This window comes from Tahibacter aquaticus (assembly GCF_004363655.1).
GTDB lineage: Bacteria > Pseudomonadota > Gammaproteobacteria > Xanthomonadales > Rhodanobacteraceae > Tahibacter > Tahibacter aquaticus.
Map to the genome: position 1 here is coordinate 14,453 of NZ_SNZH01000008.1, position 22,470 is coordinate 36,922.

Sequence of the window (22,470 nt, forward strand, 5' to 3'; positions counted from 1 at the left end):
CACGGCACGCGGCGCACTCTAACCCAGCCGAACGGGGTTTTCGTGTCCGCAACATGAACGGCTGAGACAGCGGTGGTTGGATGTAAAAAATCGGTGAAATGGCGAACGCCGGTTGGCCGCAGCGGCGAATGCCACCAGCACACCCGGCCAAAGCGAGGCGCACCCCGTAGGGCGCCGATGAGCGCAGCGAATTGCGCCGAATGGTCGTTGCGATATGCGCCGGCAGATACCTTGCGGTGCAATTCGCTGCACTCATCGCACCCTACGAAAATGTGCCGTGGTCGCGCGAGCATTGAAATAAATTACGAAATTTCAACTTAGAGAATAGTGCCAACACGGGCCATGTTGTTGCCGTTGCTTCTGCGCGCAGGAGGCGCGTCGCTTCCCCGGGGCCCCATATGTCGCGGCGAGGCACGCAGGGAAAAGCCCGAAGTGTCCCGGCCAGGGATGGCCGCGAGTCCGCACGCAGGACAGGATGTCCTGTGTGCGGACCGCCGTAGTGCCTCGCGCAGTTTTTGGCCATGGAAGGCCCAAAACCGCGGCATCTGGGCTGGTTTTCTGTTGGTTACTTATCTTCTCCACACAAAGATAAGTAACGAGCGCGCCGCAGGCGTGCGATACGCTGTTGTTTCTGCTTTTGCTTCACGATGTTTTCCACCGGTCAACGCAACAAAAACCACCTCAGTTCAAAAGAGCAATACCGTTGCTCTTGCCTTCAAAAAGAAGGCAACCGCCGACCCCACTCAGAAGCGATACGCCACCCGCGCATAGTAATACCCGCCGTTCAGGCCGAACGGCAGTGTTTCCCAGCCGTACTTGAAGCCGAGGTAGGGAAACGGATTCTGGTCAGGCCCGGTCGATTCCCACTTGTCCGGATAGACGTCGAAAATATTGTTGCCGCCCAGGGTCAGGCGCAGATCGTCGGTGACGTTGTAGCTCACCGACAGGTCGGTCAGCCATTTGCCGCCCCACTTCTGCTTCAGGCCCGGGGTGAAGCCTTCGCCGGAAACCGAGCCGTAGTAGTTGAATGCCAGGTCGGTATGCCAGGGACCGGTGTGGAAGTTGGTGCCCAGGGTGACGCGCTGGCGCGGCTGGCCTTCCTCGATCAGGGTGACCTGCTCGCGCGCGAACAGCACCGAGGACGGCAGTACCGACGACGGCGAGTTGACGCGCAGCACCTCGGTCTTGTTGAAATCGAGTGCGGCGGAGAAGCCCAGGCGTGCGCCGCTCTGCAGCTCGGTCACGTATTCGCCGACGATGTCCAGGCCGCGGGTCTTGGTGTCGACGGCGTTGGTGAAGAACGTAGCCTGGCCGACATTGAGCGGGCGCAGCAGCAAGGCGATCGGGCAGACAGTCGGATCGGTGCAGTTTTCGCTGCCGGCTTCCGGGCCGATGGCGCTGGAGAACACGATGCGATCGTCGATGCTGATCTGGTACAGGTCGGCGGTCAGCGAGAATTGCTGGCTCGGCTTCCAGACGAAGCCCAGCGAGTAGTTGTTCGACGACTCTTCCTTCAGCGGCTTGATGCCGAAGGCCAGTGCTGCCGGGCTGCCCTGGCGCGCGGTGATGGTGTCGGTCAGCACGCCGTTGGCATTGAGGTTGGTCGACACCTGGCTGAAGAACTGCTGCTGCACGCTGGGCGCGCGAAAGCCCTTGGATACCGTGCCGCGCAGGCTGAAGGTATCGGTGAAGTTGTAGCGCAGGCTCAGCTTGCCGGTGCTGTTGGTGCCGAAGTCGCTGTAGTCCTCGAAGCGGCCGGCGGCGCCGATCAGCAGATTCCTGGTCACGTACGATTCTGCGTCGACATAGATGCCGAAGCTGCGGCGGCTGGCGTCGATCTCGGTGCCTGGCGTGAAGCCCGGAAAGCCCTGGATGCCTGCCGCGGCGATGCCGCCGGCGGCATTGCGGATTTCGATGCCGGGATCGTTGGTGCGGCCGTACTGGTAGGACACCGGGTCGCCGGCGATGATCTGGTAGCCGTCGCGGCGCCATTCGCTGCCAAAGGCCAGGTACAGCGGTTCGGCGCCGATGCCCCAGTCCACGCTGCCCTTGAGGTCGAAATTGGCGGTGGTCTGCTTGAAGCGCAGGGTGCCGTCCTGGGCCGAGGTCGGCGTTTCGCCGTAGATGCCGCCGCCGGGCTTGGGTTCGTAGTAATAGCTGACGTTGGCCGTGCCTTCCGAGGCGAACTCGAACTGGTTCCAGCCGCGGTTGACGCTGAAATCCCAGCTCCAGGCATCATTGATGGCGTGACGGTAGCCGACCGCCAGGGAACGGTCGTCGGTGGTGGTCAGCAGGATGGGCAGGAAGCCGTTCGGATACAGCTGCGGAATGGTGCGGCCGTCGCCGGCCGAGCGGAAGAAGCCCGACGAATTGCCCTCGCGCTTGGAAATGCCGCCGAACGCATACAGCTTGCCGCCGGCCAGCGGGATTTCCGAATTGATCCACAGCTGCTTGCCTTCCATGTCCGCCTCGCCCAGGCGCTGGGTGACGCGTGGCGGATCGACACGCAGGCTGTCCGGGCCGGCGCGGTTGGTTTCCAGGCGCTTGGTGTAGTCCAGCGTCAGGTTGAGAAAACCTTCCTCGCCGAGCTTGAAGCCGGTATTCAGGCTGCCGTGATACTGGTCGCCGTCGCCGGCATAGGTCTGGCCGATTTCGATACCGACATCGGTGTGGTCGGTCTGGTCCTTGAGGATGATGTTGATCACGCCGGCGATGGCGTCGGAACCGTATTGCGCCGAAGCACCGTCGCGCAGCACTTCGATGCGTTCGATCGAGGCGATCGGAATGGAATTGATGTCGGTGCCGGCCGAGCCGCGGCCGATGGTCTGCTGCACGTTGACCAGCGACTGCTGGTGGCGGCGCTTGCCGTTGACGAGAACCAGTACCTGGTCCGGGCCCAGGCCGCGCAGCGTGGCCGGCCACACCAGGTCGGTGCCGTCGGAAACGAAGTTGGTGGGGAAATTGAACGACGGCGCGAGCTTCTGCAGCAGCTTGCCGGTTTCCAGCGCACCGGTGGCTTCGATGGCGTCCTTGCCGATCACGTCGACCGGTGCAGCCGTGTCGGTGTCGGAGCGGTTGCCGGCGCGCGTACCGGTGGAAATGACGTTGATGGTTTCCAGTCGCTCGTCACCGGTCTTGCCGCTCTGGGCATGGACCGGGACTGCGCTCAGGGCGGCAATCAAGGCAATGTAAAGCGCGGCGCGCGGCTGGCCGCGGCCCGGGATGGAAACGTTCATTGGTCGACTCCCAAGTACAAATTGGCACAAGGTAACAAGACGTTTCCGTATGGAATGTGTGTTTGTTGCCTTGCAGTTCCCCGCCCCCGCGGGTGCGCCGTAGCGCGGCGCAAGTGTCGCGGATTCGCCCGGCCGATGTACAGACGTCGATAGATACGCTGGGCTATATGCAAACTGCGAACTGGTACACATTGCTGTTGGAAAACTACCCCGTCGCGGTACCGGAGAAAACGCTTTCAGCGGTTTCCCTGGCCGCGGCAACATCCGCTGTTGCGGCAGAAAAACATGCTGCGTTGCCGCATGCGACCTGAACGAAATTTGCAGATCTTTGAATTCACTTATTTTTGTAGTGGGCGCTGCGCCCGGGTTGATTTCGCGGCTGCAGGCGCAGGCGAAGACGGCCGTCCGGCTGTGGTGCCGATCAGCGGCAGCGGCTGTTCAGCGGCAGGGATCGCGGCCGAGATTGCGCTCGTAGGTGCCGACGTCCTCATCGCGTTCGTGGCCGGCGCGGTCGCTGGCGCTGGGCGCGTGAATAAGGCGGCAGGCTTCCTCGCGCGTCAGCGGGCGCGCCGACACGGCGAGCGCCGCGGGTGCGCCGCGGCGGCGTCCGCGCGTGGCCGCATCGCGCAGTTCGGCGCTGGCGGTTACCCGGTCGGGGCAGGGCGAATGCTGGTAGAACACCTCGCCGTTGCTGATGCGGCATTGCCAGGACGGTGCGGACGTGGCCGTGGCTTCGCGCGGCCGGCGGGGTTTCGGCCGTGCAGGGCGGGAAGGTCGCGCGCTTGCCCCCGAGTCGGAAACTGGCGGTGCGGCTGCCGCGGCGGGTGGTGCCCGCAGCGTCATCACGCGCGAAGACAAGTGGGCGGCGCAGGGCACGGCCTGGTAGGCAATGTGGCCTTCTGCATCCGTGCATTTATACACGGATGCGGCAAATGACGGGGCGGCCGGCAGCAGCACGGCGCAAAGCATAGCGAATCGGTACATGGCGGACTGGCCTGGGAAAGTCGGGTCAGTCTGGCTGGCGGTGGCCAGGCGCGCGTCGGCGGGCTTCTGGCTGGCGGGTCGGAAAATTCCGTGGCGTCGATTGTGTTTGCAATGGCGGGCACGGAGGCCAACTCCATCGCCATCCCAGTCTTCCCCGTGAAGGGGAAGGTGTGTGCCGGGCTGTGTTGACAGGCTAGCCCCGCCGGGGCGAAGGACGATGGCTGGACCGACTGTTCTCATCGGCCCGACCGCCCAGCCGGCCGAGGTGGGTACGGCGTTGCACTGCCCGTGACTGCCGTGCGTTAGCCGCTACGGGAACTCCCGCATGACCGCAATGCAAATGGCCAACAGGGCAGCTCCTTCCCCTTCGCGGGGAAGGCCGGGTTGGGAATGGTGTTGCCGTATTGCCGAGACCCGCAATGATGGCAATGCGACACAGGCGTATCAGTCTTCCAGCAACCCCCGATTACGCAGGAACGCCAGCACCTGATTGGCGATCGCGCCTGCGTCGGCCGTCGTCGTATCGAAGCTGAGTTCCGGGTTCTTCGGCACTTCATAAGGATCGCTCACGCCGGTGAATTGCGGAATCTTGCCCGCGCGTGCCTGGGCGTAGAGGCCTTTGCGGTCGCGGCCTTCGCACACCTCGATCGGCGTGGAAACATGGATTTCCACAAACGCGCCATGCTGCTCGACCAGGCGGCGGATCTCGGCGCGGGTTTCCGCATACGGCGCGATGGGTGCGCAGATGGCAATGCCGCCGTGGCGCGCGACTTCGCTGGCGACCCAGCCGATGCGCGTGACATTGGCGATGCGGTCTTCGCGCGAGAAGCCCAGGCCCTTGGACAGGTTCTTGCGCACCTCGTCGCCGTCGAGCAGGGTGATGGAGCGGCTGGAGCGTTCCAGCAGTTTGGCGATCACGGCTTCGGCCAGGGTCGACTTGCCCGAACCGGAAAGCCCGGTGAACAGCAGTGCGACGCCCTTCTTGGCACCGGCTGGATAGCGTTCGCGCAGAATGTCGACCACTTCGGGGAAGGTGAACCAGGCCGGGATTTCCTCGCCGCTGACCAGGCGCCGGCGCAGCTCGGTGCCGGAAATATCCTGCACCACATCGTCTTGGCGCACTTCGGTCGACGGCACGTAGGTGTCGCGGTTGGCGACGTAGACCATGGCCGGGAACGGCACGACGCGGATGCCGATTTCCTGCTGGTGGCGGGCCAGCAGTTCCTGCGCGGCGAACGGATCGTAGAACGGCTTGCCGTCGGCGCCATTGCCCGGGCCGGCGTGGTCGCGGCCGACGATGAAATGCGAGGCGCCGTAATTCTTGCGGATGATGGCGTGCCAGACCGCTTCGCGCGGGCCGCCCATGCGCATGGCCAGCGGCAGCAGGGACAGCGTCGCCTCGTTCTTCGGGTAGTGCTTGAGCAGGGCGCGGTAGCAGCGCACGCGGGTGTAATGATCCACATCGCCGGGCTTGGTACGGCCGACCACGGGCTGGATCAGCAGCTTGGCTCCGACCTGCTCGGCCGCGCGCACGGTCAGCTCGCGGTGGGCGCGGTGCATGGGGTTGCGCGTCTGGAACGCGACGATGGTGCTCCAGCCGTGGCGGGCGAACCAGTCGCGCAGCTGGCGCGGCGATTCGCGCAGTTCGGCGAAATCGTAGTGCTGCGGCGGTTGTATGCCGCGCACCTTGCCGCCGATATAGACCGGATGGCTGCGCTGCAGCAGGTCGGCCACGCCCGGGTGCGTGGTGTCGGTGGTGCCGAACACTTCGCGCGCTTCGAGCAGCTTGTCGGGGAAATAAATGTCGTCGACGGTCAGCACGGCCAGCGGCACGCCCTGGGTATCGCGCAGCGCGATTTCGGCGCCGACCTGGATCGAGGCGGCAAAGGTTTCGCTGACGTCCAGCGTGATCGGCATCGGCCACAGCGTGCCGTCGGCGAGGCGCATCTCGTTCACGACGCGGTCGTAGTCACGCCGGGTCAGAAAGCCTTGCAGCGGCGAGAACGCGCCGTTGAGCAGCAGTTCCAGGTCGCACAGCTGGCGCTGGCTCAAGTCCCAGCCCTGCAGGGTGGCGCTGTGCTGCTTGAGGGCTTCGGCCTGCTCTGCAGGCAGGTAGAGCTCCTGCAGGCGGCCGCCGTGGGGCGGGTTGAGGCTGGACTGGAATTCGGTTTCGCGGACGGTAGCGGTATTCGACATGTTCGTGGTCCTTGTGGGCGCGTTGCGCCGGGCCGCATTCTTTTGGGGTGTGCGGCGAATCGAGGGAGGAGTGTTGCGGGGTCTTGGTATCGGGGGCGTCGATGCGGCTTTGTTTGACGCCTTGAAAGGCTTCGATCGGCAGGGCGGCGGTGGGAAGCACCTCGATGTCGGGGTAAGCCTGGCGGCTTACCCCAACCTACGTTTCGCTTTTTTTCCGGTCGAATCGTTGTCGGTGTCGACATCGGTCGTGCGCAATGTGGCGGTGTTCAAATATCCACATGGATGCCGCACTCCCGCTTGAGGCCGAAGAAGCGGGTTTCCTCTTCGAGCATGCCCGGTTCCCAGCGGGCTGTCGTATGCGTGTCGCCGATGGAGACGTAGCCTTCCTCCCAGAGCGGGTGGTAGGGCAGGTCGAAGCGCTGCAGGTAGACGTAGATGTCGCGGTCGGTCCAGTCGACCAGCGGCTGGAATTTCCAGCGGCCGTTCTTCAGTTCCAGCACCTGGGCGTCATTGCGCGTGCGCGCCTGGGCGCGGCGCAGGCCGGCGAACCAGGTGCGCACGGCCAGGTCGTCCAGTGCGCGGCGCATAGGCTCGACCTTGCGGATGGCGTTGTACTGGTCCAGGCCTTCCACGCCGTTTTCCCACAGGCGGCCGTGGCGCGCTTCCATCCAGGCGCGGCTGACGGTGGAGCGGTAGACCTTGAGATTGAGGTTGAGCCGTTCGCCCAGCTCGTCGGCGAAGCGGTAGGTTTCCGGAAACAGATAGCCGGTATCGATCAGGATGACCGGAATATCCGGCGACTGCCGCGTCACCAGATGCAGTGCCGCGGCCGATTGCGCGCCGAACGAGGTCGATAGCGCGCGGCTCTGCGGCAAGGTGGAGAGCGCCCAGGCGACGCGTTCTTCCGTCGGCAGCGCTTCCAGCTTGCGGTTGAGTTCGGCCAGGGCGCGGCCGTCTTCGGCGGCGCTGATCAGATCGGGAAAGCTCATGTCCTCACCTCCAGCGCGATGCTGGGTTTTGCGGCGACGATGCCGCTCCTGAGCAGGTAGTCGCCGAAACGCTCGTCGGCGTTGCGTTCGGCGGCATAGCGGCCGAACAGTGCGTCGACGGTGTCCAGTATTTCTGCTTCGGCAATATTCTCTTTGTGCAGGCGGTTCAGGCGCTGGCCGCGGTGGTCGGCGCCGAGCATCAGGTTGTAGCGGCCCGGCGCCTTGCCCACCAGGGCGATCTCGCCCAGGTAAGGCCGCGAGCAGCCGTTCGGGCAGCCGGAAATGCGCAGGTGCAGCGGTGCATCGGCCAGGCCGTGGCTGGCCAGGCGCTGTTCCAGCTTGCCGACCAGCTCGGGCAGGTAGCGTTCGGCCTCGGCCATGGCCAGCGAGCAGGTCGGCAGGGCGACGCAGGCCAGTGCGGTCAGGTGCAGCGGCGAGGCGGTCTTGAACAGGTCCAGGCCGTATTCCTCGACCAGTGCATCGATGCGCGGCTTCAGCGCCGGCGGCACGCGCGCAATGATCAGGTTCTGGTTGCCGGTCAGGCGGAAATCGCCGCTGTGGATCTGTGCAATTTCGCGCAGGCCGCTGAGCAGGCGGCGCTGGCCGCGGTCGACGATGCGGCCGGCCTCGATGCGCAGGGTCAGGTGCCAGTCGCCGTCTTCGCCCTCGACCCAGCCGAAGCGGTCGCCGTTGTGGGCAAAATGGAATTCCCGCGCCGGCGCCAGGGCAAAGCCGGCACGGCGTTCCACCTCGGCGGTGAAATTGTCCAGGCCCTTGTCGTCGATGGTGTACTTCAGACGCGAGCGCTTGCGTTCGGCGCGGTTGCCCCAGTCGCGCTGGGTGGTGATCACGCCTTCGGCCACGGCGATGACCTGGTCGGGCGTGACAAAGCCGATCACGTCGGCCAGGCGCGGATACGTGGCCGGGTCGCCATGGCTGGCGCCGAAGCCGCCGCCGATGCTGACGTTGTAGCCGACGACGGCACCCTCTTCGACGATGGCGATGAAGCCGAGGTCGTTGGCGAAAATATCCACATCGTTGAGAGGCGGAACGGCGAACGCGGTCTTGAACTTGCGCGGCAGATACGTGGCGCCGTAGATCGGCTCATGCTCGGGCGAACCGGCCACCTGCTCTTCGTCCAGCCAGATTTCGTAGTAGGCGCGCGTCTTCGGCAGGAAATATTCCGACAGCGCCTTGGCCTGTTCGTAGACCACGGCATGTACCGACGACAGCAGTGGATTGGCTGCCGACAGCACGTTGCGATTCACATCGCCGCAGGCGGCGATGGTGTCGATCAGGCTGGCATTGATCGCGGCCAGCGTGGCTTTCAGTTCGGTCTTGATCACGCCGTGGAACTGGAAGGCCTGGCGCGTGGTCACGCGCAGGCTGTCGTTGGCATAACGCGTGGCGATGGCGTCGAGCTGCAGCCACTGCTGCGGCGTGGCGATGCCGCCGGGCGTGCGCGTGCGGATCATGAAGCTGTAGTCGGGCTCGAGTTTCTGCTGGCGGCGCTCTTCGCGCAGGTCGCGGTCGTCCTGCTGGTAGCTGCCGTGGTACTTGATCAGGGTCTGGTCGTCTTCGCGCAGGCTGCCGGTGACGGCATCGGCGAGGCTTTGCTTGAGCGTTCCGCGCAGGAAATTGCTGTCGGCCTTGATTTTCTCTACCGGTGAAGCGGTCGCGCTCATTTCAGTACACGTCCCGGGCGTAGCGCCCTTGTTGCTGCAGCTGGTTCACATAGGCCTGGGCGTCTTCGCGGCTCTTGCCGCCATGGCTGACGGCCACTTCGATCAGCGCTTCGTGCACGTCCTTGGCCATGCGCGTCGCGTCGCCGCAGACGTACAGGTGGGCGCCGCCGTCGAGCCAGCGATACAGCTCGGCGCCGTGTTCGCGGATGCGGTGCTGCACATAGACCTTGTCGGCCTGGTCGCGCGAGAAGGCCAGGTCGAGCCGGTGCAGGCTGCCTTTCTTCAGTGCCTGCTGCCATTCAACCTGGTAGAGGAAATCGCTACGGAAATGCGGATTGCCGAACAGCAGCCAGTTGCGGCCGCTGGCGCCGACCGCGGCGCGTTCTTGCACGAAGCCGCGGAACGGTGCGACGCCGGTACCCGGGCCGATCATGATCACGTCGCGCGCCGCATCGCGCGGCAGGTGGAAGCGTTCGTTGTGCTCGATGAATACGGGCGCGCGCGCAGCTTCCTCGCGGCTGGCCAGGTAATGCGAAGCCGCACCCCAGTGGGCCGTGCCGAAGGCGTCGTAGCTGACATGGGCGACGGTGAGATGGGCCTCCTCGCCGACGGCTTTCTGGCTCGATGCGATGGAATACAGCCGCGGCGTCAGCGGGCGCAGCGCGGCAACCAGTTCCTCTGCCGACCAGGCGGCCGGATAGGCGCGCAGCAGATCGATGACCTGGTACTCGCTGAGCAGGCGCGCCAGCTGGGCGGCATGGTCCGGCGACAGCAGGCGATTCAGTTCGGCGCTGCCGGCCAGGGCGGCATGCTGGGCCACCAGCGGGCGCGACAGTCGCGTCAGTTCGCGCTGTTCGCTCAGCAGCAGGCGCAGCGGCTGGGTCGAGTCGTCCAGGCTGACCGGCGTATTGCCGTCGAGCTTGAGCACCTCCAGCACCGCATCGACCAGCGCCGGCGGATTGCGCGGCCACAGGCCCAGCGCATCGCCGGGCTCGTAGGCGAAGCCCGAGCCTTCCAGCGACAGTTCGATATGGCGGATGTCCTTGTCGCTGCCGCGCGCGGTGATGCGCTGGTTGGCGATGATTTCGGCGCTGAAGGGTTTTTCCCGCGACCAGGCCGGTGCGGCACTGGGGCGCAGTGGCGTGACCGTGGCCAGCGGCGCATGGCTCTTGAGCTGCTCGCGCACACCTTGCAGCGCCTTTTCGGCCCAGGGCTTGGCCACGCGCTCGACGTCGATGTCGGCGTCGGCGCGGTCGAGCAGGCGCGTCGCGCCCAGTTCGGCCAGGCGCGCATCGAGGCGCTTGCCGATTTCGCAGAACAGCGGATAGCTGCTGTCGCCCAGGCCGAGCACGCCGAACTTCAGTTCCGCCAGTTCCGGCGCGCGCTTGCCCAGCAGGAAATCGACGAAGCCGCGCGCATCGTCCGGCGGATCGCCGTCGCCCTGGGTGCTGATGACGACGATGAGCAGGCGTTCGCTTTTCAGCTCGCGCGTGGGATAGGCATCGGCGCGCAGCAGGCGCACCTGCAAACCGGCGCTTTCTGCATTTTTGGCCAATTGTTCAGCCAGGCGCTTGGCGTTGCCGGTCTGGCTGCCGTAGACCACGCTCAGGCGCGGCGCGCTGGCCGGTTCCTTGGCCAGCGCCGCGGAAACGGCGCGCGCCACGCTGGTGGGCTGGCTGGCCAGGCCGGCGGCATAGCCGGAAAGCCACCACAGCGAGGCATTGTCGAGTCCGTCTACCAGGCGCGCCAGGTCGCTGGCCTTGGCTTCGGGCAAGGGCGTCAGGGGCAGGGCGGGATTCGCGGACATGGGCATCACCAGGGTCGTTTGGACGTCTAAACGCCCGTGTGGACAACGATCCTAGGTCTGCCTGTGCACGCCAGGAAAGGATGGGGGGTTATGCGGTTATGCCCGGCTGGTATGTAGCGGCAATTGCCAGTGCTGGCGCGGTCTTGCACGCCTGGGCCCGGTCAGTGTTGCAGCGCGGCGTGACCGTGGCGGCATTCAGTCCAAAATGCCCGCCGCGCAGGCCTAAGAGCCTGCCGGGAGGGAACCCGTCGCAGTTCGCTGCGACGGGTTTTTTTATGCCCGCAGATCAAGCGCATAGGTCCAGAGGCGGATACAAATTAGGCCGCCAGACCGAAATACTCCTTTGGAATAGGTACGGATAATCGACCAGCGATTGAGACGAATTCAGGGCTTCGTCCAGTCGTGTAACCGGCCCACAGGGCCGGCGCCGGTGTGCTTCAGGGGGACGGTGAGGCAGGTCAACCGCGAATGGGAGTACAGAATAGTGCGCAAGTTTTTATACGCCAGCCTGGTGCTGGCCGTTGCCTGGGGTAGTGCCAACGCTGCCGGACTTTCGGCAGACAAGACCAAGCTGACCTTCGACGCCCTGGATATGGACCGAGTGGCGCAGGAAGACGGAATCGGCGATGTGAAGGGCTATGGCAAATACCGTTTTGCCATACCGCACGATGTAAACATCAATACGACTGCCGACGGCCGTTGGGATAGCCGGCCCGGTGGCATGAACGTGTGGACCTTCGAGGTGGAAACGCCCGACGCCGCCCACCTGAACTTCGGTTTCAATCCGTTCTTCCTGCCCGACGGCGCCAGCCTGGTGATCCAGTCCAAGCGCGGCCTGGACAAGCTCGGCCCGTTCACCGCGAACAACAACGAAGAAAGCGGCCAGTTCTGGACTGGCGTGCTGCAGGGCGAGTCGGCCGTCATCGAACTGCAGGTGCCGGCCAACCGCATGGCCGAGCTGAAGTTCGGCATTGTCCGCGTCGGCCACGGCTACCGCGGCTTCGGCGCCACCGCCAAGCATTGCAAGTCGGGCGCCTGTGAAACCGACGTGGCCTGCCTGAGCACCGGCGATCCCTGGAACAACCCGCGCCGTTCCGTGGCGGCGTATACCGTCGGCGGCACCGATACCTGTACCGGTTCGCTGGTCAACAACACCGCCAACGACAAGCGCATGCTGTTCGCCACGGCGACCCATTGCGGCGTCAACAACAACACCATCGGCGCCACCCTGGTGGCGTACTGGAACTACGAGTCGGCCACCTGCCGCCGTCCGGGTTCGTCTGCCAGCGGCCAGATCGTGCCGCGGCCGAATACCACCCAGACCGGCGTGCGCTTCCTCGCCCAGACCGCCAACCCGTTTGCCGGCTCGGCCCCGGCCGGCGACCGTTCCGACTTCACCCTGCTGGAATTCCTGCAGCCGGCCAACGCCGCCTACAACCTGTACTGGGCCGGCTGGGACCGCCGCAATACCGATCCGGTCTGCTCTGCTCCGGCTGATCCGACCCTGACCACGGGCCTGTGCGCCTCCATCCACCATCCGAACGTGGATGAAAAGCGCATCACCTTCGTCGAAGCCACCATGCAGACCGGCAATATCTCCGGCGCCAGCGGCGTGCACTGGCATCCGTTCTGGGACCCGACCCCGCCCAACCTGCCGAACTTCCCGGCCGGCGCGGCGCTGACCCCCAGCGTGACCGAGCCCGGCAGCTCCGGCTCGCCGCTGTATAACGCCAGCCAGCGCCTGATCGGCGTGCTGTCGGGCGGTCCTTCCGCCTGCGGTTCCACCGGCGCCAACCTGTCCGACTTCTACGGCAAGCTCGCCCATGCCTGGGACGGCCTGGGCACCACGACCACGGCGGTGAAGAGCTACCTCGACCCGGGCGGCACCAATCCCGACTTCATCGACGGCCGCGGCGAATGCACCGCACCGGCCCAGCCGACCGCGGTCACCGCCACGGCGACTGCGCCGAACGCGATCACCGTCGCCTGGACGCCGGCTGCCGGCATCACCACCTATCGCATCTTCCGCGCCAGCGGCGGCTGCCCCGGCACCAACTACACGCAGATCGCCGAGGTCACCTCGGGCTCCAGCTATGTCGACACCACCGTATCGGGCGGCAGCACGTACAGCTACAAGGTCAGCTCGCGCGACACCGTGCAGCCTTGCGATTCGGCCCAGAGCGACTGCGTCAGCGCCGTCGCCACCGGCGTCTGCAGCCTGGCACCGAGCTTTGCCGGCGCTACCAGCGCGACCACGGCCGGCACGGCCAGCTGCGCGGTCAACGTGAACTGGGCGGCGGCCACGCCGAACTGCGGCGGGGGCGGGCAGATCCGCTACAACGTCTACCGCTCGCTCAGCGCCGGTTTCACGCCGTCGGCGGCGAACCTGCTGCAGGGTTGTGTCACCGGCACCAGCTATACCGACAGCGCGGTCAGCGGCGCCAACACCTACCACTACGTAGTGCATGCGGAAGACTCTTCCGGTACCGGCAGCGGTACCTGTGCCGCCGGCCTGGAAGACACCAACACCGTGCAGAAGTCGGCCCAGCCGGCCGGCCCGGACACCAACGCGTTCAGCGACGACGCCGAAGCCGGCCTGGCCCAGTGGACGGTTGCCGGTACCGGCGGCGGCGCCAACTTCGCCCAGGTGACGACGCAGGCACATTCGCCGGCCAATTCCTTCTTCGTGCCCGATCCGGACGTGGTCAGCGACCGCACCATGACCATGACCAACGCCGTTGCCGTACCCGCGGCCGCTGGCACCACGCTGGAATTCTGGCTGCGCTACTTCAACGAGCTGAACTACGACGGCACCCTGCTGGAGTACTCGCTCGACGACGGTACTACCTGGACCGACATCCTTGCCGCCCAGGGCAGCGTGCCGGCCGATCCGAACCGCTTCATCACCGGCGGCTACAACGCCACCATGAATGCCGCCAGCGCCTGGGGTGCACGCACCTCCTGGCACGGCGACTTCAGCACGGCCTGGCTGCGCTCCAGCGTCAACCTGAGTGCGTTCGCCGGTACCTCGGCCAAGTTCCGCTTCCACTTCAAGAGCGACTCGTCGGTGACGCGCCTGGGCTTCTGGGTCGACGATATTCGCCTCTACTACGGCAGTGCCTGCACCTCGGGCCTGCCTGATGTGATCTTCGCCAACGGCTTCCAGCCGTAACCGCGACGCCGCAGCCGGCCTTGTGCCGGCTGCGGCAAGCGGTGCAACGCAGTGTGCGAACGGCGGCGGGCTTTGGCCCGCCGTTTTTTTTGCACTTATGAAACCCGGCCATGCAGGGGCGCACAGTCGCGCAATCGCCGCGGGAATCTGCTTGAATCGGCAGTCCATGACCGCGCCCGCCCATTCCTTCGCCGATTTCCTCGAATCGCGCTACGCCCACCTGCTGGCCCGCTGCCGCGAGGCCGGCGTGCCGTTCTATGACGACGCCGGCGTGGCCGAACAACTGCAGCGCGTGCTGCTGGCCAGCGATTTCGCCTATGACTGCTTCTCCCGCGCACCGGCCCTGCTCGCGCCCGATGCACTGATGCTGATGAGCGACCCGCGCCCGGCCGATGCCCGCGCCTGGCAGGTCGATGCCGCCGAACGCGACGAGGCGCGCCAGATGGCGCTGCTGCGGCGCTTCCGCAAGCGCGAGGCGCTGCGCCTTATCTGGCGCGACGTGAACGGCCTGGACGAAGTGGCCGACACGCTGGCCGGTTCCACCGCGCTGGCCGAATCCTGCATCGAATCGGCCCTGCGCTATGCGGAAACCCATCTCGGCGTGCGCCACGGCCTGCCGCGCGATGCCAAGGGCAAGCCGCAGCGCCTGGTGGTACTGGGCCTGGGCAAGCTCGGCGGCGGCGAACTGAATTTCTCCTCCGACGTCGACCTCATCCTCGCCTACGCCGAAAACGGCCAGACCGACGGGGCGCGCGCTGTCGACAACGAAGCCTTCTTCGCCAAGGTCGGCCAGCAGATGGTGAAGCTGCTGGCCGAGGTCAGCGTCGACGGCTACGTCTACCGCGTCGACCTGCGCCTGCGCCCGTTCGGCAATGCCGGCCGTGTCGCCCTGTCCTTCGCCGCGATGGAACAGTACTACCAGCGCGAAGGCCGCAACTGGGAACGCTATGCCTGGATCAAGGCGCGCCCGGTCGCCGGTGACCTCGCCGCCGGCAAGCGCCTGTGCGAAACGCTGCGGCCCTTCGTCTACCGGCGCTACCTCGATTACACCGCCTTCGGCGGCCTGCGCGAAATGAAGGCGCTGATCGACGCGGAAGTCGCGCGCAAAGACCTTACCGACAATCTGAAGCTCGGCCCCGGCGGTATTCGCGAAATCGAATTCATTGTGCAATTGTTGCAAATGATCCGAGGCGGCCGCGAACCCAGCCTGCGCGTGCGCGGCCTGTTGCCCGGCCTGGATGCCTGCGAACAACTCGGCGTTCTGGAAAAAGCGCGTGCGCAGGCCCTGCGCCGCAGCTATCTGTTCCTGCGCCGGGCGGAAAACCGCCTGCAGATGCTGCGCGACGAACAGACCCATGCGCTGCCGGCCGATGCGGTGCTGGTCGAACGCATCGCCCAGGGGCTCGACTACGCCGACACCGCCGCCTTCGCCGCTGCGCTGGCGCAGGAACGCGACAGTGTCGCCGAAGAATTCCGCAACTTGCTCGCGCCGCTGGACAAGGGCGGCACCTCGCTCACGCCCGACAGCTGGATACAGCTGTGGCGCGCGCTGGAACGCGACGGCGGCGACGCCAGCGACCTGGCCACGGCCGGCTTCGTCCCCGCCGAACCCGTGCGCGAAGCGCTGCTCGGCCTGACCCGCTCGCCGGCCGTGCGCAGCATGGCCAGCGGCTCGCGTGAGCGCTTCGACCGCCTGATGCCGCAACTGCTGCAGGCCGCCGCCGCCAGCCGTGCGCCGGCCGCCTGCCTGGAACGCCTGGTACGCCTGCTACACGCCATCGTGCGCCGTGCCGCCTATCTGGTTCTGCTGGACGAACAGGCCGGCGCGCGCCGCCGCCTGATTGCCCTGTTCGCCGACAGCGCCTGGCTGGCCGAACGCGTGATCGCGCATCCGCTGCTGATCGACGACCTGTTCGATCCGCGCCTCGACGCCGTACCCATCGACCGCAGCGCCATCGAAACCGAGATCGTGCGCCGCGTTGCCACGCTCGAACAGAACGACCCCGACCCCGAAGCCGAAATCGAGCTGCTGCAGGAACTCAAGCACAGCCTGGGCTTTCGTCTCGGCCTGGCCTTCCTCGGCCGTCGCGCCGATGCAGTCGCCACCTCGCGCCGCCTGGCCGTGCTGGCCGAAACCATCGTCGCCACCGTACTCGCCCATGCCGAACGCGATGCCATCCGCCAGCACGGCCGCCTGCCCGGCCATATCGGCAGCGGCTCGGGCCTGGCCATCGTCGGCTACGGCTCGCTGGGGGCAGCGGAACTCGGCTTCGCGTCCGACCTGGACCTGGTCTTTCTCTACGACGAAGCCCTGGGTTCAGTGGAAAGCGACGGCGCCAAGCCGCTGGACGGCCAGCGCTACTACGCCCGCATCGCCCAGCGCGTTGTGCATTTGTTGACAACCATGACCCGCGCCGGCCGCCTCTACGAAGTCGACGTGCGCCTGCGCCCCGATGGCGGCAAGGGCCTGCTCGTCACCAGCGTGCAAGGGTTCGCCGACTACCAGCGCGAACGCGCCTGGAACTGGGAACACCAGGCACTGGTGCGCTCGCGCCTGCTGGCCGGCGACACGCCGCTGGCGCGGCGCTTCGCCCAGGCGCGTGCCGCGGTGCTGGGACAAGAACGCGAAACCGCGGCGGTCTGCACCCACGTCGCCAGCATGCGCGCACGCTGGCGCGCCGAGCGCGATCGCTCGAATGCGGCCGAGCTGGACCTGAAGCAAGGCGCCGGTGCGCTGCTGGATATCGAATTTTTGCTGCAGGCACTGGTATTGGCGCATGCATCGCGCTTTCCGGCGTTATTGCAGGTCAGCGACAGCGCGAGCCTGATTCGCGTGGCGGCAACGCACGCCTTGCTCGCGCCCGAGCAGGCCGATGCACTGGCGCGGGCGCATGCGACGCTGCTCGATGCGGCGCTGACCTGCACGCTGGATGCGCGCTCGCGCATTGCGCCGCGCAATGCCTTGCTCGATGCGGCCGTTGCCGATGTATTGGGCGTGGCGCGGGCGGTGGGGCTGGCATTTGGCTGAGGGGCGGGTGTCGCTGCCTAGCGGCGAGCGACACTACGCCGGTCGTGCCCAGGCCTGTTTTGCCCATCGCTGATCAAAATCTGCCCGACGACGAGTCGGGATAGTCAGCGACGGGATCCAGGCAGTCGATGCGGGGTTCCAGCCAATCGACGGTGCCTGAAATTAGCTGTTGCAACGCCGGCCTTTCCCTGGCGCCAAGTAAAAATTGCTCGCGTGAGCTTTGTAGCGGCGCTTGCCGTACGCGCGCTCAAGCAGACCGATGTGTTGGCGCGCCCCTGCGGCCCTGCCCGTGCTGCCGCTATCTTCTGCCAGCCGCGCCAACCTCGCCTTGCAGGACATGACGCTTCGACGTGAGCGAGCGCCGGCAGCGGTGCAGCACGACGTCGCTATGCGCAGAAGCCCTGCAAATACCGAAGATTTTTTGCGCTTCGTTTTTTTTCCCCAATGCCATTCGCAGGCCCGTTTCGGTGTTTCGTTCCGCCTTCCCGGTCGTTCATCCCTTCGTCGTTGACGGGCCAGCGGGTGGGCCGGCTTACTCGACTCGCGTCGACGACGCAGGAGTTGCCGGCGCGAGTTCCAGGAAAATGCCGAGTGCGTTTCATGCAGTCCAGCGGCTCTTCACTGCAAACGCTCATTTCAGGAGTAGGGTGTATGAACCGGAAAATATCCATTGCGCTGCATGTTTCTGCGGTCTTTCTGCTGGGCATTTCCTCTGGCGCGGCGTTCGCAGAACCCTGCCACGCCGAGCGTCTCGCCATGGAAGGCGCAGACCTCAATGCCACCGCCATTTGCTCGGGACCACCCACAGAAGAGCAATTGCGCGCCTGCTACTACGCCTATGGCGTGTACTCGGTGATGGCCAATCAGTACCAGCAATGCATGGCCTACGAACATCAGGGCCCTCTCTAAGGCCGCTTCGAACGACCCCGCACTCCCTCATGCTCATGGCCGAAGACGGTTTCGTCGTCGGGATCGAGCATCGGGGATGGTTGTTTGAAACGAAAAGCAGAGCAAAGGCCGCTATTGCGGCCTTTGCTACCTTCAGAAAACGTCCTGTGGACGCGGCGCATCTTCGACACCTTCCACTGTGCGGACAGCGCTATCTGTTTTCGGGTCTGCGCGCCCATGCGCGTTCCAGCCGCGGGAGAATTTCGTGGGCCACAGCACGCCATGCAAGTCCACGTTCTCATCGGCCAGGTTCGGCTTCAGAGACGATAGATAGATTTTCCCGCAGTTTTCCAGCAGCCCATGCTTCATCCACATCACTTATATGGCTCCCCGCCGGCGCCGTCTCACCTCGTCCGCAATGGTCCGCGTTTCGCGCAACGGCTCCGGTCTGGACTGCTTTGCCGGCTGTCCCAGCATCTGCACATGTCCACTTTCAAATAACGCTGCATGCAGCCGCCCCAGCTTGCCCCGCGCCGGCTGCGGCAACCATGTCGTCACCGGCACGCCGACCGCACAGGCTTCCGACAGCATGTTCACCGAATCCGGCGTGACGAAGATCGAATCGGCACTGGCGAGAAAGCCTGCATACGGATTCGGCCCGTCGTCCGGCCCGCTCCAGAACACGCCGGGCAGCCTGGCGAACGCGCTGCGCAGGAAATCGACCAGCACCGTCGGTGTGCGGCGCGAGGTGCTGACCATGAAGCTGCCGCCGTGCTTCGCATGCTTCTTTGCCAATGCCTCGACCACGCTGACGCAATACTGCGTGTCGATATCGACCGCGCTGGTGCGGGCACCGAACAATACCGCGCGGCGTGGCGAGGGCAGGCGGGCCAGGTCGGGAAACGCGGCCGCGCCATCGGCCAGCCAGGCGGCATCGACCGGGTTGAGCGAGCCCAGCGGGTTGAGCACATTGCTGCCGCGCAGACGGTCGTGCTGCGGGGCGATGACCAGATCGTAATGATGCGGCGCTATACGCGGGTCGAGGATCTGCACGGTGAAGGTGCGGCCCTGGCTCCACTGGCGCAGGCCACGGGTATACAGCGCGGCGGCGCGGCCGCAGCCGATGGCCAGGGCCGGCCAGGGCGGCACGAACTGGTGGCGCTGCAAGGCGGGCAGGGCGGATACGGCACCAGCGAGCAGGCGCGGCGCCAGCCAGGACCAGGGCGGCGCGGGCTCAACCTGCCAGACGCGGGTCGCCACAGCCAGGCTCTCGGCCAGGGCCAGGGCCTGCCGCTCGTTGCCGGCGGCACCGTCGGTTATCACCCAGCACGTCGTCGCTGTTTCCGGCATGATCCGTTTCTGTGCCAAAGGCCGCGCATTGTAAAGCGCGGTTCACCAATCTGTTTTGGCCTGGCACGATGACCGGCCCCCCACCCACTCTTACACTGCGCGTCCCCAGGATAGTCGCGGTCGCCCTGCAGGAAACTCATTCAATGCCGCATACGCCTATCGACGCCGCTGCCCTGGACCAGCTGTTCCTGGACGCCCGCACCTTCCGCGGTTCCGAACGCGCCTGGCTGGACAAGCCGGTCAGCGACGAACAGCTCACGCAGATCTACGACCTGGCCAAGATGGCGCCGACCAGCGCCAACTGTTCGCCGGCACGCATCGTCTTCATCCGTTCGGCCGAGGCCAAGGCGCTGCTCAAGCGCACCCTGGACGGCGGCAATATCGAACAGACCATGGCCGCGCCCGTCACGGCGCTGATCGGCAGCGACCATGCGTTCTATGAACATATGGATCTGCTATTTCCCAACACCGGTGCGCGCTCGTGGTTCGAAGGCAAGCCGGATGTCATTTTCAATACGGCTTTCCGCAATGCGTCGCTGCAAGGTGGTTATTTGATTCTTGCGGCGCGCGCGCTGGGCCTGGATTGCGGCCCCATGTCGGGCTTCAACAATGCCCTGGCCGACGAGTTGTTCTTCCCGGGCAGCCAGGTAAAGTCGAATTTCCTGGTGAATATCGGTTACGGCAATCCGGACGTCTTGAAACCGCGCAACCCACGCTTCACGTTCGAGCAGGCCTGCCGCATCGCCTGATGCCCTGCAACGTCGTATACAACGGAGGAATTCCCATGTTTCGCAAGCTCGCTCTCGCCGCCGCCCTCGCCGCCGCTTCGTTCACCGCCGCCGCTGCGGACAAGTACGAATTCGACGGCGGTCATACCAATGTCGTGTTCAGCTGGAACCACTTCGGCCTGTCCAACCCGTCGGCCCGCTTCGCCAAGATCGAAGGCGAACTGCTGCTGGATACCGCCGACCTGACCAAGTCATCGGTCTCGGTCACCCTGCCCATCGACAGCATCCAGACCGACGTGCCCAAGTTCGACGAACATCTGCGCAGCGCCGATTTCTTCGACCTGGCCAAGTTCCCCACCGCCACCTTCAAGAGCAGCAAGGTCGAGAAGGCCGGCGACAACAAGCTGAAAGTCAGCGGCGACCTGACCATCCACGGCGTGACCAAGCCGGCCGTGCTCGACGTCACCGTGAACAAGATCGGCGAACACCCGATGTCGAAGAAGCCGGCCGCCGGCTTCGATGCCAGCACCACGATCAAGCGCTCCGACTTCGGCATCGGCAAGTACGTGCCGAACGTGAGCGACGAAGTGAAGATCCAGATCACCACGGAAACGAAGAAGGCCGGCTGAGCCGACTGATCCAGCGTGTGCAAACGGCCGCCTCAGGGCGGCCGTTTGCGTCGTGGGGGAAGTGTGCACGTCAGCGCTTTGTGCCTGATATCCCGATTCGTTTTGTGCCATGGTGTTTTCGGTTCGCCGCGCTGGCTGGCCCCGTTGCCCGTTCCGATCCGCATTGGAAGGTGTATTTCGAGTGCCTCCATCCAGATCGGCGACGCCGCCGCGCATGCGGGCGGCGAGTACGGCGGCTGGGAGTCTCCGGCCCTCGCCGTAGCGTAGGTTGGGGTAAGCCCCACGCACACCCCCGACATCGCGGCCTGCCACCCGCAAACAACCCATGCCCGGGCAATGTTCGCCTCTTGCCGCATTGAAACTAATTTTATTGTTTTATACGTATACTTTGAACGAAGTGCCGAAAGGTGGCTTCGCCAGGGGTTTTTCGCCGGGTGGAATACCGCGATGTCGGGGGTGTGCGTGGGGCTTACCCCGGCCTAGGTTTCAGCATCTGTTGCAATACCTGCGGCCGGCGCGAATTGCTGCGAGGACTCGTCGATCGCCGCGTTGTGCTGGCCCAGCGTCGGCGCGGCGAACGGCTCCGGGCCTGGCGTGCGGCTGAAGGTGAGCGGGCGGGTCAGGCCGCGGTAGCTGCCGACGACCGGATGCGCGACGGTCGCGATCATGTCCTCGGCCTGCACCTGCGGGTGGTCGAACATGTCCTCGACCCGGCGCGCGGCGGCGCAGGGCACGTCGTCGCCGAATTCGGCTTCCCATTCCAGTGCTGTCCTGGCCAGCAGCGCCGAGCGCAGCTGCGGCACGATTTCCGCCGCACGCTGGGCGCGCTTGCGCACGCTGTCGTAGCGCGTGTCGGCGGCCAGGCCGGCCAGGCCGGTCTTGGCGCACAGCGCTTTCCAGAAATGCGGTGTATTGGCAGAAAGGTACAAATGCCCTTCACGTGCGGGGTGGATGCCGGTCACGCCGCCCGAATGCATGTCGCGGCCCACGTCCAGCGGTTCGCCCTCGGCCCAGATCAGCCGTGCCGACTGCATGGTCAGCGCACTGCGCAGCAGCGATACGCCGACCACCTGGCCGCAGCCGCTGCGCTCGCGTTCGTACAGCGCCGAGGCCACGCCGCTGGCGACCAGGGCCGCGGCGTAGTAGTCGACCACCGAGCCGTAGACCACTTCCGGCGTGCCGCCGCGGCGGCCCTGCAACACGCAGATGCCGGTCAGGCTTTGCAGCACCTGGTCGTAGCCGGCCTTGTCCTTGAGTGGGCCGCGCTCGCCGTAGCCGGTGACGGCGCAGTAGATCAGGCGCGGGTTGAGCAGGGCCAGTCGTTCGGCGTCGATGCCGAGGCGGCGCGGCACGCTGGGGCGAAAATTGTGTACAAGTACGTCGGCCTCTCGCACCAGGCGCAGCAGGGCGGCCAGTCCCTGCGGGGTTTTCAGGTCCAGCACCACGCCGCGCTTGCTGCGGTTGACGCCGAGAAAGGCGCGGCTTTCCGCTTCCAGCGTGGAAGGGTATTTGCGCAGGTTGTCGCCATCGGGCGGCTCGACCTTGATCACGTCGGCGCCTTGGTCGGCCAGCAGGGTGCAGCCATAGGGACCGGCGATATAGGCGCTCAGATCGAGTACGCGCACGCCGCTGAGCGGTCCGGGCGGGCCGCTGCGCGCGGCGTGGTCGAAGGGGCTGGCATCCTTTGGCATGGCTACTGTCCGTGGGTTCCTGCATGCGGCAGTGCGCAGGCGAGTGAGGCGGTAGCGAGTCTGCGCCGGGTCGCGCGGGCGACACAG

The 22,470-nt window shown here is 65.7% G+C and carries 15 protein-coding genes; 6 read left to right on the top strand and 9 right to left on the bottom strand.

All coding sequences use genetic code 11. The features are described 5' to 3' along the window. Positions 1–743: 743 nt before the first annotated feature. From DFR29_RS14045 to DFR29_RS14055, 3 genes are all read right to left on the bottom strand, one after another. The gene (locus DFR29_RS14045) at positions 744–3,236 is read right to left on the bottom strand and encodes a TonB-dependent receptor plug domain-containing protein (RefSeq protein ID WP_133819251.1); all 2,493 of its coding nucleotides are present in this window, start codon (positions 3,234–3,236) and stop codon (positions 744–746) included. Between the two features lie 438 nt (positions 3,237–3,674). Next, on the bottom strand, positions 3,675–4,220 hold the full coding sequence (locus DFR29_RS14050; RefSeq protein WP_166654085.1) for a DUF4124 domain-containing protein: 546 nt from the start codon (positions 4,218–4,220) through the stop codon (positions 3,675–3,677). A 444-nt stretch (positions 4,221–4,664) separates the two neighbouring features. After that, on the bottom strand, positions 4,665–6,416 hold the full coding sequence (locus DFR29_RS14055) for a bifunctional sulfate adenylyltransferase/adenylylsulfate kinase (protein ID WP_133819253.1): 1,752 nt from the start codon (positions 6,414–6,416) through the stop codon (positions 4,665–4,667). Between DFR29_RS14055 and DFR29_RS14060 the strand changes: the two genes are divergently transcribed. Continuing rightward, positions 6,415–6,717, top strand: coding sequence for a hypothetical protein (locus DFR29_RS14060; protein ID WP_133819254.1), 303 nt, complete (start codon positions 6,415–6,417; stop codon positions 6,715–6,717). The genes DFR29_RS14055 and DFR29_RS14060 overlap by 2 nt on opposite strands. Here DFR29_RS14060 and DFR29_RS14065 read toward each other — a convergent pair. Genes DFR29_RS14065 through DFR29_RS14075 form a run of 3 tightly spaced genes read right to left on the bottom strand, consistent with a single transcriptional unit; the run spans position 6,683 to position 10,897 of the window. Beyond that, entirely contained in the window at positions 6,683–7,405 is a 723-nt protein-coding gene (locus DFR29_RS14065; RefSeq protein ID WP_133819255.1) for a phosphoadenylyl-sulfate reductase, read from the bottom strand. The two genes, DFR29_RS14060 and DFR29_RS14065, sit on opposite strands and share 35 nt — an antisense overlap. Further along, complete coding sequence (gene cysI, locus DFR29_RS14070; protein ID WP_133819256.1) at positions 7,402–9,090, bottom strand: assimilatory sulfite reductase (NADPH) hemoprotein subunit; 1,689 nt, start codon at positions 9,088–9,090, stop codon at positions 7,402–7,404. The genes DFR29_RS14065 and cysI overlap by 4 nt, the downstream gene beginning before the upstream one ends. Position 9,091: 1 nt before the next feature. Beyond that, positions 9,092–10,897 carry an assimilatory sulfite reductase (NADPH) flavoprotein subunit gene (locus DFR29_RS14075; protein WP_133819257.1) on the bottom strand — a complete coding sequence of 602 codons (1,806 nt, stop codon included), beginning with the start codon at positions 10,895–10,897 and terminating at the stop codon, positions 9,092–9,094. A 484-nt stretch (positions 10,898–11,381) separates the two neighbouring features. Here DFR29_RS14075 and DFR29_RS14080 point away from each other — a divergent pair, with 484 nt between their 5' ends. The 3 genes from DFR29_RS14080 to DFR29_RS14090 all read left to right on the top strand — a co-directional run bounded on the left by DFR29_RS14080 (position 11,382) and on the right by DFR29_RS14090 (position 18,006). After that, positions 11,382–14,069: a trypsin-like peptidase domain-containing protein gene (locus DFR29_RS14080; RefSeq protein WP_133819258.1), complete on the top strand. Its 2,688-nt coding sequence runs from the start codon at positions 11,382–11,384 to the stop codon at positions 14,067–14,069. 166 nt (positions 14,070–14,235) lie between these two features. Further along, on the top strand, positions 14,236–17,097 hold the full coding sequence (gene glnE, locus DFR29_RS14085; protein WP_133819259.1) for a bifunctional [glutamate--ammonia ligase]-adenylyl-L-tyrosine phosphorylase/[glutamate--ammonia-ligase] adenylyltransferase: 2,862 nt from the start codon (positions 14,236–14,238) through the stop codon (positions 17,095–17,097). A gap of 651 nt (positions 17,098–17,748) precedes the next feature. Continuing rightward, a complete protein-coding gene (locus tag DFR29_RS14090) occupies positions 17,749–18,006 on the top strand; it encodes a hypothetical protein (RefSeq protein ID WP_133819260.1) in 258 nt (85 codons plus the stop codon). A gap of 132 nt (positions 18,007–18,138) precedes the next feature. Here DFR29_RS14090 and DFR29_RS14095 read toward each other — a convergent pair whose 3' ends face one another. Beyond that, positions 18,139–18,363, bottom strand: coding sequence for a hypothetical protein (locus tag DFR29_RS14095; RefSeq protein WP_133819261.1), 225 nt, complete (start codon positions 18,361–18,363; stop codon positions 18,139–18,141). Continuing rightward, entirely contained in the window at positions 18,364–19,335 is a 972-nt protein-coding gene (locus tag DFR29_RS14100; protein ID WP_133819262.1) for a mitochondrial fission ELM1 family protein, read from the bottom strand. It abuts the gene before it with no gap. Between the two features lie 143 nt (positions 19,336–19,478). Between DFR29_RS14100 and DFR29_RS14105 the strand changes: the two genes are divergently transcribed. Together DFR29_RS14105 and DFR29_RS14110 are read left to right on the top strand one after the other, a co-directional pair. Further along, positions 19,479–20,084 (top strand): malonic semialdehyde reductase, encoded by a 606-nt coding sequence (locus tag DFR29_RS14105; protein ID WP_133819263.1) that lies wholly within the window; start codon positions 19,479–19,481, stop codon positions 20,082–20,084. Then, positions 20,084–20,692 carry a YceI family protein gene (locus DFR29_RS14110; protein WP_133819264.1) on the top strand — a complete coding sequence of 203 codons (609 nt, stop codon included), beginning with the start codon at positions 20,084–20,086 and terminating at the stop codon, positions 20,690–20,692. Before DFR29_RS14105 ends, DFR29_RS14110 begins: the two co-directional genes overlap by 1 nt. Before the next feature lie 479 nt (positions 20,693–21,171). On the opposite strand, the gene DFR29_RS14115 is transcribed toward DFR29_RS14110, so the two are convergent. Next, positions 21,172–22,383: a CaiB/BaiF CoA transferase family protein gene (locus DFR29_RS14115; RefSeq protein WP_133819265.1), complete on the bottom strand. Its 1,212-nt coding sequence runs from the start codon at positions 22,381–22,383 to the stop codon at positions 21,172–21,174. Positions 22,384–22,470 lie beyond the last annotated feature (87 nt).

Coding starts and splice junctions, on each gene's coding strand:
- DFR29_RS14090 (WP_133819260.1), top strand. CDS start 17,749: ATGAACCGGAAAATATCCATTGCGCTGCATGTTTCTGCGGTCTTTCTG.
- glnE (WP_133819259.1), top strand. CDS start 14,236: ATGACCGCGCCCGCCCATTCCTTCGCCGATTTCCTCGAATCGCGCTAC.
- DFR29_RS14060 (WP_133819254.1), top strand. CDS start 6,415: ATGTTCGTGGTCCTTGTGGGCGCGTTGCGCCGGGCCGCATTCTTTTGG.
- DFR29_RS14055 (WP_133819253.1), bottom strand. CDS start 6,416: ATGTCGAATACCGCTACCGTCCGCGAAACCGAATTCCAGTCCAGCCTC.
- DFR29_RS14065 (WP_133819255.1), bottom strand. CDS start 7,405: ATGAGCTTTCCCGATCTGATCAGCGCCGCCGAAGACGGCCGCGCCCTG.
- DFR29_RS14045 (WP_133819251.1), bottom strand. CDS start 3,236: ATGAACGTTTCCATCCCGGGCCGCGGCCAGCCGCGCGCCGCGCTTTAC.
- cysI (WP_133819256.1), bottom strand. CDS start 9,090: ATGAGCGCGACCGCTTCACCGGTAGAGAAAATCAAGGCCGACAGCAAT.
- DFR29_RS14115 (WP_133819265.1), bottom strand. CDS start 22,383: ATGCCAAAGGATGCCAGCCCCTTCGACCACGCCGCGCGCAGCGGCCCG.
- DFR29_RS14100 (WP_133819262.1), bottom strand. CDS start 19,335: ATGCCGGAAACAGCGACGACGTGCTGGGTGATAACCGACGGTGCCGCC.
- DFR29_RS14075 (WP_133819257.1), bottom strand. CDS start 10,897: ATGTCCGCGAATCCCGCCCTGCCCCTGACGCCCTTGCCCGAAGCCAAG.
- DFR29_RS14050 (WP_166654085.1), bottom strand. CDS start 4,220: ATGTACCGATTCGCTATGCTTTGCGCCGTGCTGCTGCCGGCCGCCCCG.
- DFR29_RS14110 (WP_133819264.1), top strand. CDS start 20,084: ATGCCCTGCAACGTCGTATACAACGGAGGAATTCCCATGTTTCGCAAG.
- DFR29_RS14105 (WP_133819263.1), top strand. CDS start 19,479: ATGCCGCATACGCCTATCGACGCCGCTGCCCTGGACCAGCTGTTCCTG.